Origin of the sequence: Chryseobacterium endalhagicum (genome assembly GCF_016745235.1) — a bacterium.
GTDB lineage: Bacteria > Bacteroidota > Bacteroidia > Flavobacteriales > Weeksellaceae > Chryseobacterium > Chryseobacterium endalhagicum.
In genome coordinates this window covers 934,870-951,823 of the sequence record NZ_JAELVM010000002.1, presented here as the reverse complement: position 1 = coordinate 951,823, position 16,954 = coordinate 934,870, and the positions used below count along the sequence as shown (strand labels likewise).

Here is a 16,954-nt window from a genome sequence, read left to right as displayed (position 1 = left end):
TGGATTTAAGCGTTTTCGGAAGGATCTGTAATTTTATACAGTTTATCGGACAGACGCACTCTGAATGGAATTTCAAATGTGATCTGATCTCCGATTGCAGCTGTTTCACACGGACCTCCGTTGGCGAAAATTTCAGTCATGATCAATTCCTGATCACCCGTTGTAGGACCTGAAATCAAAACCTTGTCTCCTACTGAAAGTTCTTTGTTTTCAATCAGGAACTGTCCGATTTTTGATTTGGAATAGTAATGTTCAGCTTTTCCGATTAAAACTTTCTTAACGGATATTTTCTGACGGATATTTTTCGTTTCTGCTTTTGCTAAAGGTTTATCAGGTAAATCGCCTGAATTTTTGAATTTTAAAGCATCTGATTTTCCTTTTCTGAACACTTTATTGCCAACCTGAAGCCCTTTTCTTAGTTTCAGCTGCTCTTCCAAAGGCAGATGGATGGTTTCCAGACATTCCGTAGAACAGCAGTTTTCCATCGCAGCTTTACATTCGTCACACTGAATGAACAATAAATGACAGGCGTCGTTGGAACAGTTGGTGTGGTTATCACAAGGTTTTCCACACTGGTGGCACTGCGAAATAATATCGTCTGTGATTCTTTCTCCTAATCTATGGTCAAATACAAAGTTTTTACCGATAAACTTACTTTCTATGCCTTCTTCTTTGATCTGTCGGGTATATTCAATGATTCCGCCTTCTAACTGGAATACGTTTTTAAAGCCCTGATGTTTAAAATAAGCACTGGCTTTTTCGCAACGGATTCCGCCGGTACAATACATCAGCAGGTTTTTATCTTCTTTAAAATCCTGCAGCTGCTCATTGATAATAGGTAAGCTTTCTCTGAAGTTTTCCACGTCCGGCGTAATGGCTCCTTCAAAATGCCCTACTTCACTTTCGTAGTGGTTTCTGAAATCCACAACAATGGTATTCGGATCTTCAAGCATTGAATTGAATTCCTGTGCCTTTAAGTGAATTCCTTTATTGGTTACATCAAAAGTATCATCGTTCAAACCGTCAGCAACGATTTTATTTCTGACCTTTATGGTTAATTTTAAAAAAGAGTGATTGTCCTGATCTACGGCCACATTCAAGCGGATTCCCTTCATAAAGTCGTATACTTCCAGCGTATCCCGAAAAGCCTCAAACTGATCCGCAGGAACGCTCATCTGAGCATTAATTCCTTCATGGGCAACATAAATACGGCCAAGCGCATCCAGTGCGTTCCAGGCTATAAATAATTCGTCGCGAAATTTTTTGGGATCTTCAATTTTGGCATACGCATAGAAAGACAATGTAAGGCGTTCCTTACCGGCTTCATCAATAAGTTGAGCTCTTTCTTCTGCGCTTAAGGTGTTATACAGTTGCATGCTATAAACGTTTTAAGTGAGAAAAATTTTTGCAAATATAATCATTTTTAAATTGAATGCACCTCTACATCCCAATGAGCAGTGAGTGAATATATTTGAATTAATTATCGTAACTTCTACGTGGCATTATGTCATTTATCAACTGTTCATGTGACATTTTTTCTTTAATATTTTTTTAAGTTTTGTTAATGATGCATTTAAGATTATGACATAATACATAAAATGCCATAATAGCCGTTAAATTTTAGTTAAAATTGAAACACAGCATGCTAATTGCATACTTATTTAGCATTAAATTTGTTTACGCTAAAACAAAAAAGTCAATAAATAAAAAAAGAAAGATATACAATGAAGAGTACTTTAAAAAAACTATTACCATTTGCAGTAGTTGGAGTTGTCTCAGGAGCTACTACCGTTGGGACATTAAAATATTTCGGTGAGCATTCCAATAACGGAGACCAGTCTTATTTCACAGCAGCTACTCCCAATGCATCATTCGTAGGAATGAATACCGGAACTGTAGGTGACGATTTCGTAAAGGCATCAAAAACCACCGTTCCCGCTGTAGTTACCATTAAAAATTATCAGAGCAGATCTACAAGCAGAGCTTCGGAGCAAGACCTGTTTGATTTCTTCTTCGGAGATCCTTTCGGAGGAGGAAGGGGCCAGCAGAGACAGAAGCAGCAAGTTCCGGACAATATGCCTTCAGGAATGGGATCCGGGGTAATCATTTCGCCGGACGGATACATCATTTCCAATAACCACGTGGTGGCAGGAGCGAATAAGCTGGAAGTTGTTTTAAGCAACAAGAAATCTTATATAGCAACTCTTGTAGGAACAGATCCCAATACAGACATTTCTTTACTTAAAATAGAAGAAAAAGGACTTCCTTATCTGAACTTCGCTAATTCTGACAATATTGAAGTAGGACAATGGGTACTTGCCGTAGGAAATCCACTGGGATTAAATTCTACAGTAACAGCAGGTATTGTTTCTGCAAAAGGAAGAGGAATCGGAATCCTTGGAGGCCAGGGAAAAGCAACCAACCCTATTGAAAGCTTTATCCAGACGGATGCAGCGATTAATCCAGGTAACTCCGGAGGCGCACTTGTGAATGTGAACGGGGATCTTATCGGGATCAACTCAGCAATCCAGTCTACAACAGGGTATTATCAGGGATACGGATTTGCCGTTCCTGCCAACCTAGCCAGAAAAATTGTTGAGGATATCAAGAAATTCGGAATTGTACAGAGAGGATTCTTAGGCGTTTCATCCTTAGACCTTTCCAATGACATGCAGGTAGCTGCGTACAATAAGCAGAACAAAACGACTATTAAATCCGGATCCGGAGTGTATGTAACAGGTTTTGGAGACAAGAGCGGTGCTGAAGATGCAGGTCTGAAAAAAGGAGACATCATTACGAAAATAGATACGTATGCCATTACCGATTTCGCTGATCTTTCCATGTCTATCGGAAGTAAGCGTCCGGGCGATAAAGTTCAGGTAACGTATAGCAGAAACGGTAAGGAAAATACGACTACAGTAACCCTTAAAGATCAGAACGGAGGAACTACAACCCGAACGAAAGACGATTTAAGCGTCACTGAAAAAATAGGTGCAGACTTTGATCCGTTAAATGAAAAGTTCAAAACTGAATACGGATTAAACAGTGGTGTAGTGGCTAAAAATGTAAATGAAGGAAGTGAAATGGCCAAGATTGGTATCGTAGACAATTACATTATTATAGAAATCAACGGTAAACCGGTAAATTCACAGAAAGATGTAGAAAAGATCCTGGATAAATACCAGGGGAATGTGCAGGTGAAATTTGTGGACGATTATGGAAGAATCTATACCAAAGGATTCAAAATGCCTTAATAGAACTACAGACTAATAGTCTTTTCATATCAACAAAACAGGCTGTCTCAAAACTGAGACGGCCTGTTTTTGTTTTGTCATAATATTTACGCCTTTGCGATTTTCAATCGAAGAAAATAGAAGCTTTTTGCTTGTTGTGATGCTTTGTTGGGAATCGCAACGGCGCAAGGGCTCTATTGCTTTGCGAATATTTAAGGCGCAAGAAAATCTGAGATTTTCAGCAAGGATGATGATAATGGCAATGATAATGATGAGATTGCTTCGTCGCTTTGCTCCTCGCAATGACGGCGGTACTCAATTTTTATCGGAGATAAAATCTTTGCATCTTACAACGTATTTTTGTCATAAAATTTGCGCCTTTGCACTATTCCAACAAAACATATCTTAGAATCAACAACAAAAATAATCCCCGAAGCTTTTGGATTCGGGGATTATTCTTTGGAAGCTTTTTAGAGAGCCTCCTTTATTTGGATTTGTTCATTTTCTCAGCGATTTTCTTTTTCTTATTCCGCTCATAAATGACTTCTACAATCTTCCCTCCTATCCACGAAAACGGGAAGAAAGTAAGGAAAATAGAGATCTTATAGAATGTAGGATGATAAGGAAATACAATAACATCCAGCATGGCTATGAAAAGCATAATAAAGCCGATCAGGATTGCATATGCCACTTTAGCATACTTTACGATCAATGCCGTAGCCACACCTCCAATGGTAGTTCCCAGACCGGAAATAAACAGCAGAAACCCGAAAAATGCATTATCGTCCTTCATGCTGAAAAGAAACCTCTGCCAATGCTCAAAAGGAGCAAAAGCATCGAAAGTGATCCATTGCGGAAAAGCCCTTATACCAAGAGTAATGATAAGTCCGGCGATACCAAGACCTACGATAACCGCAATTGTATTTCTTATAAAATTCATTAATCCTGATGTGCAATCATAGAAATTTCTATATCAACATTTTTTGGCAGACAAGAAACCTGTACGGTCTCACGGGCCGGATAGCTGTCCGCATCCAGATAGGAAGCATAAATATCATTCATCACCGCAAAATCATCCATGCTCTTCAGGAAGATGCTGGCTTTTACAACATTTTTGAAAGTCATTCCCGCTTCAGTAAGAACAGCCTCAAGGTTTTTCATTACCTGGTGCGTTTCTTTCTCAATTCCTTCTACCAATTTACCAGTTGCAGGATCCACAGGAATCTGTCCGGAAATATACAAAACTCCGTTAGCCATATTTGCTTGTGAATAAGGCCCGATTGCTGCAGGTGCATTAACTGTGTTGATTATTTGTTTCATAATGGATATTTATTTTTATTTAAAGATCATATGTTATCACCGGTAGTGATTTCATTTGAATGTATTCCGGTTGCAAATATAAAATTTATATTAACAATTGTCAATCTGATATTAGAAAGGTGCATTAGGCTGTGTAAAACTTCTGTCCTTATACTTCAGGGCATCGCTCAGGATATTGGCTTTGATCCCGATAAAGAAGTCATATACTTTATACTGTCCGAAAGGTACCCAGTTAAAGTTGATGGTAAAACTTCGCTGATCTCTTGAGAACCCTATTCTTGTATAAGCCAGATCTTTAGTCACAAGGTCAAAATGCGTACTTCCGTTGATATTCCAGTACGGGGTAAGCTTAATACTCCCGTCCAGACCTATAGAAGCAATTTTATTGCCAAGTGCCGATAATCCTTTTGAGTAAGCATAGTTTGCATTGATATTTAAAGTCCAGGCCTGATCGAAATGGGCATAATTATCATCATCAAAATAATAATTTTCGTTTCGGACTTCTCCTTTTGCCGGATATTTCTTAGCATAATCTGTTTTTTCTCCAAAAAGCTCGCTGCTCAAAGGATAAGAAAGCTGCACATTGAATCCCTGTACACTGAAATGCCCGAACTGTTCTGTTCTTACCCCTGTGGTAGCTCCCGGAGCAAAAATAATTTTATAAGGTTCCAGGGCAAGGCTTGTATTTACACTTAATTTATTGTTAAAGAAAGAAGACTGTCCGCTAATACTAAATACAGACCATGGATGGGTTTTCGCTGCAAAATTGTAATTTCCTGATAAGTTAAGAGATTCAAATATCTTGATTTTCTTCACGCCTGTAGAATCACTTTTAGATTTCACCTTCATTTCAATATTGTTCCCGATATTAAAACCTAAAGCACCCACCACACCGCTTGACGGGCTTCCCACAATTCCTTTTTCAAAAATAGAATAAGGAGTTAAAGCGCCTTCTGCATTATAATAATTTTTATAGTATCCAAAACCTGGGCTGGAGAAATCCGGAGAATAGGTAAAGCTAAGACTTGGCGTCATCATATGTCTCACAGCTTCTACCGCAGCACCTTTTTTAAATTTCAGCATTCCGAAAAGCGTCGTCTGAAGACTTGCCGATGAGGAGAAAGTAGAATATCCTGCAACATTTTTCTGGATCTCCTCTACGTCCGCATTCTTTACAGGATCATAATATTTCTTAAGGGTTTTGGTGGTTAAGGCATTATCAACGTTCGCACTTAAGCTGAATGTGAAGTATTTCGCTACCGTGGTATTCGTTCCTAAGGAAATATTGTTTTTAAGTCCCGTCTGCATTTTATCCCACATCGCATTGGTGAAAAGCTCATTTTCCTGAGTGCTCACAAAGTTGGTCAGGTTAAATCCTGTATTTACCGTGATGTTTTCAAGCAGTCCCTGTCTTACACCCGTTTTAGAGCCAAATAAATAAAACTGGTTGATCGCCACATTCATCTGCGGAAGACGGAGATCTGCAAGGCCTGTTGCAAAATTCTGTGCATAAGAAGCCGTTCCTGTAATCGTAACCGGCAGCTTCAGGAATCTTTTGGTAATGGTTACCGCTGAATTCTGCTGGGTATTCAGGACATTCTGATTGAAAATATAATTATTGTTCAGGTTGTTGTTGTAAAACTTCGTACTTACAATATCTACCGAAGCACTGAACGTCAGGAAAGGATTCGCCTTTGTATCCTGCGTATGCGTCCATGCAATTCTGTAGGTGCTGTTTCTGCTGTAGTCATCCAGCCCTTTGATTCCTCTTACCATGGTTCCTACATCTGCCGTAAAGGTTCCGGAATACCGGTACTTCTTGAGGTAGTTCATTTGTGGCCGGACATTCCAGCTTCCTTTGGTATAAATGTCAGCAAGCACTTTAAGGTCAAAATGTTCACCGATCGGCTGATAATACCCCAGCCCGTTGAGGAAAAACCCTACATCTTCCCTTTCCCCGAAACTCGGGATCAGGATACCCGCAGCCCTTTTGTCTGAAAACGGAAGGATGGCAAACGGAAGGATCAGAGGCGTAGGAACCCTTTCGATATACATCTGGATGGGCCCAGTAACGATCTGAGATTTTTCTTTGGTCTTGATCAGCTTAATATTGGAAGCCCGCATAAAATAATCGGACGCTGTATCTTTTTTCTTGATATAATATTCATCGGTCGTATAATCCGCATTCCTCATCGCAAAGACGGAATCGTTATACTTTTTGGTTTTCTGCGCGGTAATTACCCCTTCGCTTTCTTCTGTTCTGGCATTAAACGCTATAGCCTGCCTTGTTTTTGTATTGTAGCTGAACTCGTTGGTTTCATATTTTTTCCCCGCCTGCGTTGTAATTACGGGTTCAATAATCTTTCCAAGGGAATCCTGTTTTCCACGGGCGTAGATCAGATTTTTTTCATCATCAATCGAGATATAATCTGCATCAATCTGCATATCCTGGTATTTTACCTGGGCATTTTTGATCAGAAAAGTCATTTTTTTAGGAACGTCTCTTCGCTGATCATCAGCTTTTGTGTGGAGAATATCTTCTAAAGATTCCTTTTTTACAACTATGGTATCCTTTTTGGAAATAGTATCATTAACCACATTTTTAGGCAATTTTTCAGGCGTTTTCTGTGCTAAAAAATTGTTAAAAATTAGGATAATTAAAATTTGTAATATATTTTTGAGGACGGTTTTGGCCAATTTTATTCTATATAATTAAGGCTCAAAATTAATATAATTTTTAAAACTGTAAGATGCACAACCAAAATTTTAAAATAATTTTATCATTTCTCCTTATTCTTTCCAGCACTTTAATTTTCTCTCAGAAGAAGTTTACGATCGTTTTAGATGCTGGTCATGGGGGAAGTGACCATGGAGCGAACAGATCCTATGCCGATATTGGAAGAGTTGCCGAGAAGGATGTTACGCTGGCCGTTACGTTAAAAATAGGGGCCATGTTGGAAAAAAACAGAGATTTCAAAGTCATATACACCCGAAAATTCGACGAGTACCCATCACTTTCAGACAGAACCAACCTTGCGAACAGAAGCAAAGCTGATCTTTTTGTCTCCATTCACTGTAACTCTTCACAACGGCCTACCGCTTACGGAACGGAAACTTATGTACAGGGACCGAACCAGAATGACGAAAACCTTGAAGTAGCCAAAAGAGAGAATGATGTAATTTTTCTTGATGAAAAAGATAAACAGACCTTCGGTTCCTACAACCCAAGTTCTCCGGAATCTCTTATCGCTCTGAAACTCCAGCAGAATAAATATCTGGAATCCAGCTTGCTGCTTGGGGGATTGGTAGAAGGTAACTTCGTGAACAAGGATAAAAGATTTTCGAGAGGTGTTTTCCAGAAAAACCTGCACGTTCTGCGTATGAATGCGATGCCTTCCGTACTGATAGAAACCGGATTCATCAACCATCCCGAGGAAAGTCATTATTTAGCCTCTGAAAAGGGCCAGGATGAAATTGCAGAAAGTATCTACAATGCGATCATTGACTATAAAAAAGCAATTGACAGAAAAACCGGAGGCTCTTACGCCACCACTAAAAAACCGGAACCTGAAAAACCTGCGGAATCTCCGCTGAAAAATGATTTCAGAATTTTATTGCTGAGCTCGCCTACCAAATACAATGACGGAGATCCGGCATTAAAAGGCCTGAACTACATTCTTCCTATCAAAGATAACGGACAGTACAAGTATTACTATGGGGTGACCAATATGGCTTCCATAAAAGACATCAATCTGAAAACGGCTAAAGATGCAGGCTTCAGAAATGCTTATGCGGTAGGATTTATGCCTAACCAAAAACTGCTGACCGGCTTCTATACCATTGAGGTATATACGGGTGAAAAGCTGAACGGGAACTCATTTATTCTCCAGACTCTTAAGGATGTAGAGCGAAATAAGGAGAATGGTGTGTTCTATTACACCTATGGTAAAGTATTTACTTTGGAGGATGCTGTAAAGCTTCAAAAAGAGCTTGAAACCAAAGGAATCAAGAATACGATTATTCAAAAAGTTTTTAAATAATTTATAAAATAATTTTGAAGTTAAAAAGTTAATCATTACTTTTGCAACCTCAAAATTTGGCCTATTCGTCTAGTGGTTAGGACTCAAGGTTTTCATCCTTGCAACAGGAGTTCGATTCTCCTATAGGCTACCAAATTTTATATCATGCCGGATTTAAAGATACAAGAAGCTAAACTTCTTTTTAAAAGAATCCACTCTAACCCAAAAAGTTACGATTTACAAATCAATGAAGACGGGATTACAGGCAGGGATGATAAAATAAGTTTCAGACTTTACAGGACCGGGGAAAGGGTCGCTTTTGAAGTAACAATTGATGGACTTATCTTCACCAATACGACTGGAGAATGGAACAATGCGATGATCATGCTAAGCAGTACGATCAAGAAAATAGAACGAGAACAAGAGAATTTAAAAATAGAACAAGCAATAGATAAACTCAGAAAATACCTGTCAGAAGAAAATTGAAAAATTTTAAAAATAAATTTGGCAGATTGGAAAAAAGTTTATAGTTTTGCACTCACATTTGAACGATATGGCAAATCATAAATCAGCATTAAAGAGAATTAGACAGAACGAAGTTAGAAAAGTTCGTAACAGATACTATCACAAAACTGCTAGAACAGCATTAAAAGTTTTGAGAAATGAGGAGAACAAAGCTGCTGCAACAGAGCAACTGCCAAAAGTTATCGCTTTATTGGATAAATTAGCTAAGAAAAATATTATCCACAAAAACAAAGCAGCTAACTTGAAAAGCAAATTAACAAAGCACGTTAATAAATTAGCGTAATAGCATAGTTGGCCCGTTCGTCTATCGGTTAGGACCTCAGATTTTCATTCTGGTAAGAGGGGTTCGATTCCCCTACGGGCTACAAAACTTAATCACTGCTACTAACCGAGGTGATTAATAAGAGTTGAAACTTATAAAAACAAAAAAACTAACCCTGTAGATATTATTTACAGTTTGGTAGATGGCCCGTTCGTCTATCGGTTAGGACCTCAGATTTTCATTCTGGTAAGAGGGGTTCGATTCCCCTACGGGCTACTAATAGGAAAAGTAATTTAATTGCTTTTCCTATTTTTGTTTTCAGAAGTGTGTCTTACGGCCCTTTTTCGTTAAATTTACATACATTCACTTAACGACAACAGGATTGAACAATTTGCAAAAATTAATTGATACCATTTCAAAGCACATCGTCCTCACAAAGGATGAACAGACACTTTTCACCACCTTCTGGTCACAAAAAACTTTAGAGAAAGGTGATTATCTATTGAGAAACGGCGAGATCTGCCGTACGGACAATTATATTATTTCCGGAACATTAAAAGCATTCTGCATCAATGAAGACAGCGGTAATGAGGAGATTCTTTATTTCGCGGTAGATGACTGGTGGGCAACCGATCTGGACAGTTTCCGTAAACAGGAACCTTCCATCTACAATATCCAGGCTTTGGAAAAAACAGAGCTTTTACAGATCAATTTTCATTCATTTCAAAAAATGCTGGAGCAGATTCCTTCGCTGGAAAGGTATTTCCGCATTATTTTAGAAAGCTATCTGGGTGCCCTGCAAAAAAGAATCATCTACAGTCATATTTATAATGCGGAACACCGCTATCTTGATTTTTTACAAAACTATCCACAAATTGCCGCCAAAATACCACAGTACCTGATTGCCTCCTACCTGGGAATTTCAGCAGAATTTTTAAGCAGAATCCGGAAGAAAAATAATTTTCATTGAACTAGATCAATATCTTTCATTTTTTAAGTTCAGACCTTTGATTTAATAAATTTAAAGAGATGAACAAATTATTGATTATTAATGCCAGCATCAGAAATGAAAGATCATACAGCAGAAAACTGACCCGGTCATTTGTTGATCATTGGAAAAGCAAACATCCGCAGGATCATTTTACTTTCAGAGAAGCTGGCCTGGAAATTATTGAACCCATTAATGAAAAATGGATTGCGGGAGCCTTCACCAAACCGGAAAATCAAAATGCAGAAAACCGGGAAGCTTTACAACTCAGCAATGAACTGATCAAGGAGTTAAAGGAAAATGACATCTATGTCATCGGCTCTCCTATGTACAACTGGTCTATTCCCAGCAGCCTGAAAGCTTATATTGATCAGATAATGAGGATCAATGAAACCTGGAAGTTCCGGTCCGGAAAACCTGACGGAGAGTATGTAGGACTGCTGGAAAATAAAAAGCTGTTCATACTTTCAAGCAGAGGCGATACCGGCTATGGAGAGGGCGAGAAAAACGGACATATGAATTTCCAGACCTCCTATTTAAAATTTATTTTCGGAATCATGGGCGTGAAAGATGTCACAGTAATTTCATTGGATAATGAAGAATTCGGAGGCGAAATTTTTGAACAGTCAAAACAGGAAATTTTCCAGATTCTCAGTACTATTGAATAAGGAAATATAACCAACCTGAGTTCGGGATAAGAAGTTAAGATTAAAAGGCCGGAAGCGGGAAGCTAGAGGCTGGAAGTTATTATTGGACAAAAATATTAAATAACTGCCTTTAAATCTGTTGAAGCGGATTCAAAAAATTAATAAAACCGCAATGCATTTCTGCCTTTGGACTTCAATAACTTCCCTCTTCCAGCTTCAAACTTCCTTACCGTCTTATAAAAACGAAAATACCTTATCCCGAACTCAGATTAACCAGCAAAGAGGGATTTTAAGTAAAGTCTCTCTTTTGTCCCTATAATCTTTACACAATTTTCATGAGACATTAAAAAAAATGTTATACCTTTGCATTCATCAGATGATAAGATGTTATGCAGATTCAAAGAAAAACATTAGCACAGGAAGTCGCGGACAGACTTATTCAGGGAATTCTCGCTGAAGAATATGTGATTGGCGATAAACTGCCGATTGAACCGGAGCTGATGAAGATCTATGGCGTTGGACGTTCCAGCATCCGTGAAGCTATTAAAATTTTATCAATCAAAGGAGTTCTCAGCGTTCAGCAAGGTGTAGGAACATTTGTGACTTCTAAAAATGTACAGGAATCTCTGGAAACCCAGATCACCAAAGCTGAAATTGAAGATGTATATGAAGTCCGTTCTCTGCTGGATTCAAAAATTGCGGCAAGAGCGGCAGTATCCCGTAGTGAAAAAGAATTGCAGACCATTAAAAACTTTCTTGATCTGAGGGATAAACTGGCAGCAGAAAATAAGGCCGCAGAATGTTATCAGGCTGATATTAATTTTCACATATCGATTGCTGAAGCCTGTGGCAACAGTCTTTTGAAAGAAATTTATAAGATAACGAGTACCCATATTCTGAGAACCTTTGAAATCAGCCATAACAACAATACAGATTCTTTCAGGCTTTCTCAAAAGATCCATACCGAACTTTACAAGAGCATTGAAAATAAAGATCCGGAAAATGCAGCCCGCATTGCCCAGATGATCGTTGATAAAGTCTATTAAAATTTTTTAATCAAATTCATCAGATGATACGATGAATTTAAACCTTACATCCATGGAAAACGTGCAGACGAAAACAATTGACACGAATACAATTGTTTACCCAATCTTATTTATGATCAGCTTTTCACATTTTTTAAATGACCTGATCCAATCTACCATTCCTTCGCTGTACCCTATTCTGAAGGGTGAATTCAGCCTGTCCTTTGCCCAGATCGGAATCATTACGCTGGTCTTTCAGCTTACGGCTTCTATTCTGCAGCCATTTGTAGGCATTTATACGGATAAAAGGCCCAATCCAAGATCTCTGGCCATAGGAATGGGATTATCAATGGCCGGGTTATTATTACTGGCATCGGCCCATCAGTATTATATGATTCTTTTAGCGGTTGCCTTAATTGGTATGGGCTCTTCTATTTTCCATCCTGAAGCATCGAGAGTGGCTCAGCTGGCATCCGGCGGACAGAAAGGTCTTGCCCAGTCCATCTTTCAGGTAGGAGGAAATTCCGGCAGCGCTATTGGTCCTCTTCTGGTTGCTCTGATTGTCCTTCCGCTAGGTCAAGGCTATGTAGCTCTTTTTGCGATTGCTGCTTTCATAGGAATTATATTATTATGGAGGATAGGAAACTGGTATGCTGAAAGACTATCTTTAAAAAAGTCAGCGAAGCATCCGGACAATATTATCACGATAGAACTGTCCCGTAAAAAGGTTATATTTTCCGTGATTGTCTTGCTTGCCCTGGTATTTTCCAAGTATATTTATCTGGCGTCCATGACGAATTATTTTACCTTCTTCCTTATCGACAAATTTCATATTTCGGTAAAAGATTCCCAGCTGTATTTATTTATGTTTCTTGCAGCCGTAGCTATCGGAACCCTTCTGGGTGGAAAACTGGGTGATAAATATGGAAGAAAGAAAATCATATGGGCTTCGATACTAGGAGCCGCTCCTTTTACACTTTGTCTTCCGTATCTTTCATTAGTCTGGACTGTGGTATTTGCAGTTTTAATCGGGTTGATTATCGCTTCTGCCTTTTCTGCCATTCTGGTGTATGCTACAGACCTTATGCCGAATAAAATTGGGCTGGTTGCCGGTTTATTCTTTGGATTTATGTTTGGAATGGGTGGAATTGGCTCTGCCGTGCTGGGAGCCTTAGCTGATGATACCAGTATTGAATATGTATTTAAAATCTGTGCGTTTTTACCCCTTATGGGAATTATAACCGCTTTCCTACCGAATATTAAGGGAAGAAAGAAATAATCTGAAAAAGTAGAATTAAAAAAAGTTGACTGTTAACTTCCTGTTCTTACATTATAAAGAATATTAAGTAATTCACATTTATTAGAGATAATATTGCAGACATATACTTTTATGCTTAAATTTGGGTAAAACATTAACCAAAAATCTCTACAGTATGAAATCTATTCTACTTTCAAAGAGCCGCCTTTTTCAGGCCGCGTTATTTCTAGGATTTTTATTTCAATCGAACAACACCGAAGCACAAAGCAGAATCTATGCCCATGACCAGCTTTCCAATGTATATGGAGTATGCCTGGGATGCGCCGTGCAGAATCCCCTGAATGCCGTGGGAGATAATGAAGACAATTATTCTACCATGGTGATGGGAACTGTTTTATTGGGTGGCGTTGAACAGACCCTGAGATTCCCGGAAGTGAGAACCAATACCAAACTTGTCATCGGGATCGGTACAAATAACATCCCTCTGACGGTTCAGCTTTTAAGCGGTGTCTACATAGAAACGTTTAGCGGGACAACAGCTAACAATGACAGCCAGATGGTCACCGGAAGTTTACTGAAACTTGCAGACAATCCTGCCAGAGCAACCATTGAACTTGTTCCTGCCAGCTCATATAACGCCGTTAAAATAAGACTGAGCGGTGGTGTATTAAGTCTGGGTGGCGGATTCAGAGTGTATTACGCCTACCAGGATCCTCTTGCTACCATTATGGCTTACAGCAAAGGCGGACAGATCACTCTTGGAGGTACTGTTCCATTGGAAGGATCTGAGGTTAGCCTGAGAAATACTTCCGGAAAAGAAGTTCACCGTTCGACTCTAAGATCCAATACTTTTGAGCTTTCTACTCCACAACCTGAAGGAATTTATATCCTGACTGTGGAAACGAAAGACAAAAAGACGTATACCCGTAAGATCAGAATTACCAATTAAATAATAGATTGCTTTATCAGACCGTCTCAAAAAGTGAGGCGGTCTTTTTTTCGAATAATTTCAACGCAAAGTTTCATACTATATCTCCTGATTTCAAGGTAAGCAAAGAGATGTGGCTTCGCCACTGAATAAGCGGACGTTTTATCCACACGCTTCATCGAATCAATTTCAATTGATTCTCTACTTTGCATTCCTAAAATACAAAGTATAATCTTTAAACTTTGCGTTTAATAAAATTACTCCTTTTGCCGGAAACCAGTCTTAAAGAATAAACAACAAAAATAATCCCCGAATCCAAAAGTTTCGGGGATTATTTCCGGAAAGCTTTCTAGACAGCCTCTTTTTAAACACTTCTTACAGGAACAAAAAAATCGGCGGCCCGTTCGGGCCGCCGATTCATTGAAATAAATAGACTGTGAAAACTATTTTTTGATCAATTTCTGCTGATACACTGCTTTATCCGTCACAGCCTTCAGAATATACACTCCGTTTGGAAGCGCACTTACATTAATCTGGCCGTTGTTCAGTTGTGTATTGACCGTTTTACCGGAAGCATCATAAACAGAAACGTTTAGGATTTTCTCCTGGGTTTTGATGGTCAGAATATCTGTTACCGGATTTGGATAGATGCTGAATTCTATTTTCTTCACTTCTGCAGTCGCTAACGTAGAAGCTGTACTGTTTACGGTTACCGTTTTCTCAACTACTTTTCCGTTAGAGTTAAAGCTGATCACGATATTAGCGATTCCTGAAGCTACCGGAGTCAGTACCAATTCATCATTATCATTAATCACGGCAGAAACAGCTGCTGGATTTGAATTTGATTTAATTGCTTTTACAATAGCTGAGGAAAGGTTGTCCTCGTCAGAAACTACTGTTTTCAGATCAATAGTAGATGCTGTATTTACATTCACCTGTGACGGGAAAGTACTGTTCACGGTTGGAAGCGTATTATCCGGGAACACTGCTAACGCCGGGAACCAGTAATAATCATTAAGAACCTTTGTATTCGTAAGCGTTCCGCTGGTGTTATAGGTATGAATCCAGTTTTTCTGGTAGTGTGCTCCATAACCGCTTTCCGTAGTATTCAGGATCAGCTCGTCAGTCGTTGGGTTTACGCGAAGACCTGCACCGTATGGAATCTGTTTGTAAGTTCCGGTTTGACCAGGAATTGCGGCAAAAGTTTCGTTGAATGTTTTTGTAGTGACATCAAATTTTACAATCTGTGTTCCTGAAGCCCAAGAGCTTATTGAATTGATCCAGTATAAAGCATTCTGTTTGCTGCTCGCAGAGAAACTTCCTGCGTTCCATGCACCCCATGAACCCAGATATTTAGTCGTAGGAATATTATATGGAGTTGTTGCAAAAGTTGTAGGATGAATGTTCACCAGTTTTTGATCCTGAATTGCCCAGATGCTTCCGTCTTTTGCCTGAACAATAGAATGGAAGGCTCCTGGGATGGTGCTCACCAAAGTATCGGTAGCCGGATCTATCACTAAAATTCCTGCAGACTGCTTCACGGCAAATACATATTTGGAAGAACGGATCATGTTTCCGATCTGGCCTGCATACTGGCCGCCTCCACCTGTTCCGGCAACTGCACTTCCAACCTGAAGCGTTGCAATATTAAAGATGTAAACTCCGTTGGAAGCTCCGATATATCCTTTATTTTCATTAACTCCTACAAATGATCTTCCGTCACCGCCACCAATATCATTGAATCCGGCAATTTTCTGCATCGTCTGTGCATTGGCAACAACCAATCTTCCGCCAGGCGTATATTGAGTGTCACCGCCGTCTGCAGCCTGTTTTGAAATAAAATAGAATTTATCTCCATAGATCGTTCCATATTGTGTAGTTGCCCCGAAAGCATGGTTGTTATTCGCGTTGCTGTAAACACGGTAATTGATCTGTCCGTTGTTTCCTATGAAATTTACCGAACCGTTGGTATGTCCGAACCATTCTTCGTTCACCATAAAATAACCGTTCGTGAAATTCGTAGATGCCATATAAGCTGAAACCGGTGTCAATGTAGGGGAAATAGGGAAACTGGCCATTCCAGCATTAAAATTCCATACATCATATGAACCATTCTGAAGGACACGGGAAGTAGCTCCAACTCCTGAATATCCGAAATCAGCATCAGTAGGATCTTTTACCCAGTACGACCAATATCCGTTGTACCATCCTGCTCCCCAATGATCTGCGGCATCCGCAGCCGTATAATTGTCAAAATCATAGGCTGTAGTATTCACAATACCACCTACCGGATAAAGAGGATATGTTGTATTTCCGTTTTTGTAAAGCGCGTTCGTATTCTGCCCGTTCAGGTCAAAGCCCATCCCTCCTACTGCTGTTCCGAACTGCGTGCCCGGATAAAGCAGTGTGAAAAAACGCTGATCTGCCTGAGCAATTGCTTTCAGCATATCTTCTCCTGTAGCGTTACCGTTCCATCTGAATCCCCATACCAGAGCATCAGGATTTTTGCTGTCATTCCACTGTACCACGAAAGCCGCTTCGTTGGTCCCGCTTCCCACCCAATACTGGATGTCAGAGAAGTTGATCGTGCTGGTTACTGTTGTATTCAGCTGATTGCTGCTCGTCCCCTGAATGTCACTTCTGGGCACGCCCTGTACTTTTATCTGTGCATTCGCAAAGAACGCGAACAGAAACAGTACGGTAAAAAGGTAAAACTTTTTCATTTTTTGATTTATTGTATTAAATTTTG

Annotated in this window: 14 protein-coding genes and 3 tRNA genes; 12 read left to right on the top strand and 5 right to left on the bottom strand. The window is 39.4% G+C overall.

The annotated features are described in order from the left end of the window. Positions 1–5: 5 nt before the first annotated feature. Positions 6–1,376 (bottom strand): oxygen-dependent tRNA uridine(34) hydroxylase TrhO, encoded by a 1,371-nt coding sequence (trhO, locus tag JET18_RS14540; protein ID WP_202092209.1) that lies wholly within the window; start codon positions 1,374–1,376, stop codon positions 6–8. A 348-nt stretch (positions 1,377–1,724) separates the two neighbouring features. Here trhO and JET18_RS14535 point away from each other — a divergent pair, with 348 nt between their 5' ends. Beyond that, a complete protein-coding gene (locus JET18_RS14535; RefSeq protein ID WP_202092208.1) occupies positions 1,725–3,254 on the top strand; it encodes a trypsin-like peptidase domain-containing protein in 1,530 nt (509 codons plus the stop codon). A 463-nt stretch (positions 3,255–3,717) separates the two neighbouring features. Here the strand turns inward: JET18_RS14535 and JET18_RS14530 are convergent, their stop codons facing one another. The 3 genes from JET18_RS14530 to JET18_RS14520 all read right to left on the bottom strand — a co-directional run bounded on the left by JET18_RS14530 (position 3,718) and on the right by JET18_RS14520 (position 7,250). After that, positions 3,718–4,173 carry a hypothetical protein gene (locus tag JET18_RS14530; RefSeq protein WP_202092207.1) on the bottom strand — a complete coding sequence of 152 codons (456 nt, stop codon included), beginning with the start codon at positions 4,171–4,173 and terminating at the stop codon, positions 3,718–3,720. Next, positions 4,173–4,553, bottom strand: coding sequence for a RidA family protein (locus JET18_RS14525; RefSeq protein ID WP_202092206.1), 381 nt, complete (start codon positions 4,551–4,553; stop codon positions 4,173–4,175). Before JET18_RS14525 ends, JET18_RS14530 begins: the two co-directional genes overlap by 1 nt. A 111-nt stretch (positions 4,554–4,664) precedes the next feature. Further along, the gene (locus JET18_RS14520; protein WP_202092204.1) at positions 4,665–7,250 is read right to left on the bottom strand and encodes a putative LPS assembly protein LptD; all 2,586 of its coding nucleotides are present in this window, start codon (positions 7,248–7,250) and stop codon (positions 4,665–4,667) included. 53 nt (positions 7,251–7,303) lie between these two features. Here JET18_RS14520 and JET18_RS14515 point away from each other — a divergent pair, with 53 nt between their 5' ends. The 11 genes from JET18_RS14515 (at position 7,304) to JET18_RS14465 (ending at position 14,226) form a co-directional block, all read left to right on the top strand. Then, positions 7,304–8,593: an N-acetylmuramoyl-L-alanine amidase family protein gene (locus JET18_RS14515; RefSeq protein ID WP_202092202.1), complete on the top strand. Its 1,290-nt coding sequence runs from the start codon at positions 7,304–7,306 to the stop codon at positions 8,591–8,593. A gap of 58 nt (positions 8,594–8,651) precedes the next feature. Further along, positions 8,652–8,726 (top strand) — tRNA-Glu (locus tag JET18_RS14510). A gap of 11 nt (positions 8,727–8,737) precedes the next feature. Beyond that, a complete protein-coding gene (locus JET18_RS14505; protein ID WP_202092200.1) occupies positions 8,738–9,058 on the top strand; it encodes a hypothetical protein in 321 nt (106 codons plus the stop codon). A gap of 67 nt (positions 9,059–9,125) precedes the next feature. Then, positions 9,126–9,380, top strand: a complete 255-nt coding sequence (gene rpsT / locus JET18_RS14500) for a 30S ribosomal protein S20 (protein ID WP_048501176.1) — start codon at positions 9,126–9,128, stop codon at positions 9,378–9,380. A 10-nt stretch (positions 9,381–9,390) separates the two neighbouring features. After that, positions 9,391–9,462 (top strand) — tRNA-Glu (locus tag JET18_RS14495). Positions 9,463–9,563: 101 nt separating this feature from the next. After that, positions 9,564–9,635 (top strand) — tRNA-Glu (locus JET18_RS14490). A 115-nt stretch (positions 9,636–9,750) separates the two neighbouring features. Further along, positions 9,751–10,329 carry a Crp/Fnr family transcriptional regulator gene (locus tag JET18_RS14485; RefSeq protein ID WP_202092198.1) on the top strand — a complete coding sequence of 193 codons (579 nt, stop codon included), beginning with the start codon at positions 9,751–9,753 and terminating at the stop codon, positions 10,327–10,329. 59 nt (positions 10,330–10,388) lie between these two features. Further along, positions 10,389–11,015, top strand: a complete 627-nt coding sequence (locus JET18_RS14480) for an FMN-dependent NADH-azoreductase (RefSeq protein WP_202092196.1) — start codon at positions 10,389–10,391, stop codon at positions 11,013–11,015. Between the two features lie 368 nt (positions 11,016–11,383). After that, entirely contained in the window at positions 11,384–12,040 is a 657-nt protein-coding gene (locus tag JET18_RS14475) for a FadR/GntR family transcriptional regulator (RefSeq protein WP_202092194.1), read from the top strand. A 31-nt stretch (positions 12,041–12,071) separates the two neighbouring features. Beyond that, the gene (locus tag JET18_RS14470) at positions 12,072–13,298 is read left to right on the top strand and encodes an MFS transporter (RefSeq protein ID WP_394369519.1); all 1,227 of its coding nucleotides are present in this window, start codon (positions 12,072–12,074) and stop codon (positions 13,296–13,298) included. Between the two features lie 154 nt (positions 13,299–13,452). Beyond that, the gene (locus JET18_RS14465; protein WP_202092192.1) at positions 13,453–14,226 is read left to right on the top strand and encodes a T9SS type A sorting domain-containing protein; all 774 of its coding nucleotides are present in this window, start codon (positions 13,453–13,455) and stop codon (positions 14,224–14,226) included. Positions 14,227–14,648: 422 nt separating this feature from the next. Here JET18_RS14465 and JET18_RS14460 read toward each other — a convergent pair whose 3' ends face one another. Beyond that, positions 14,649–16,928, bottom strand: coding sequence for a T9SS type A sorting domain-containing protein (locus JET18_RS14460; protein WP_202092189.1), 2,280 nt, complete (start codon positions 16,926–16,928; stop codon positions 14,649–14,651). Positions 16,929–16,954 lie beyond the last annotated feature (26 nt).

What these genes read in the sequence shown, in the direction of transcription:
- JET18_RS14535 (WP_202092208.1), top strand. Translation starts at nt 1,725, where the DNA reads ATGAAGAGTACTTTAAAAAAACTATTACCATTTGCAGTAGTTGGAGTT.
- trhO (WP_202092209.1), bottom strand. Translation starts at nt 1,376, where the DNA reads ATGCAACTGTATAACACCTTAAGCGCAGAAGAAAGAGCTCAACTTATT.
- JET18_RS14470 (WP_394369519.1), top strand. Translation starts at nt 12,072, where the DNA reads ATGAATTTAAACCTTACATCCATGGAAAACGTGCAGACGAAAACAATT.
- JET18_RS14515 (WP_202092202.1), top strand. Translation starts at nt 7,304, where the DNA reads ATGCACAACCAAAATTTTAAAATAATTTTATCATTTCTCCTTATTCTT.
- JET18_RS14505 (WP_202092200.1), top strand. Translation starts at nt 8,738, where the DNA reads ATGCCGGATTTAAAGATACAAGAAGCTAAACTTCTTTTTAAAAGAATC.
- JET18_RS14480 (WP_202092196.1), top strand. Translation starts at nt 10,389, where the DNA reads ATGAACAAATTATTGATTATTAATGCCAGCATCAGAAATGAAAGATCA.
- JET18_RS14530 (WP_202092207.1), bottom strand. Translation starts at nt 4,173, where the DNA reads ATGAATTTTATAAGAAATACAATTGCGGTTATCGTAGGTCTTGGTATC.
- JET18_RS14465 (WP_202092192.1), top strand. Translation starts at nt 13,453, where the DNA reads ATGAAATCTATTCTACTTTCAAAGAGCCGCCTTTTTCAGGCCGCGTTA.
- JET18_RS14475 (WP_202092194.1), top strand. Translation starts at nt 11,384, where the DNA reads ATGCAGATTCAAAGAAAAACATTAGCACAGGAAGTCGCGGACAGACTT.
- JET18_RS14525 (WP_202092206.1), bottom strand. Translation starts at nt 4,553, where the DNA reads ATGAAACAAATAATCAACACAGTTAATGCACCTGCAGCAATCGGGCCT.
- rpsT (WP_048501176.1), top strand. Translation starts at nt 9,126, where the DNA reads ATGGCAAATCATAAATCAGCATTAAAGAGAATTAGACAGAACGAAGTT.
- JET18_RS14460 (WP_202092189.1), bottom strand. Translation starts at nt 16,928, where the DNA reads ATGAAAAAGTTTTACCTTTTTACCGTACTGTTTCTGTTCGCGTTCTTT.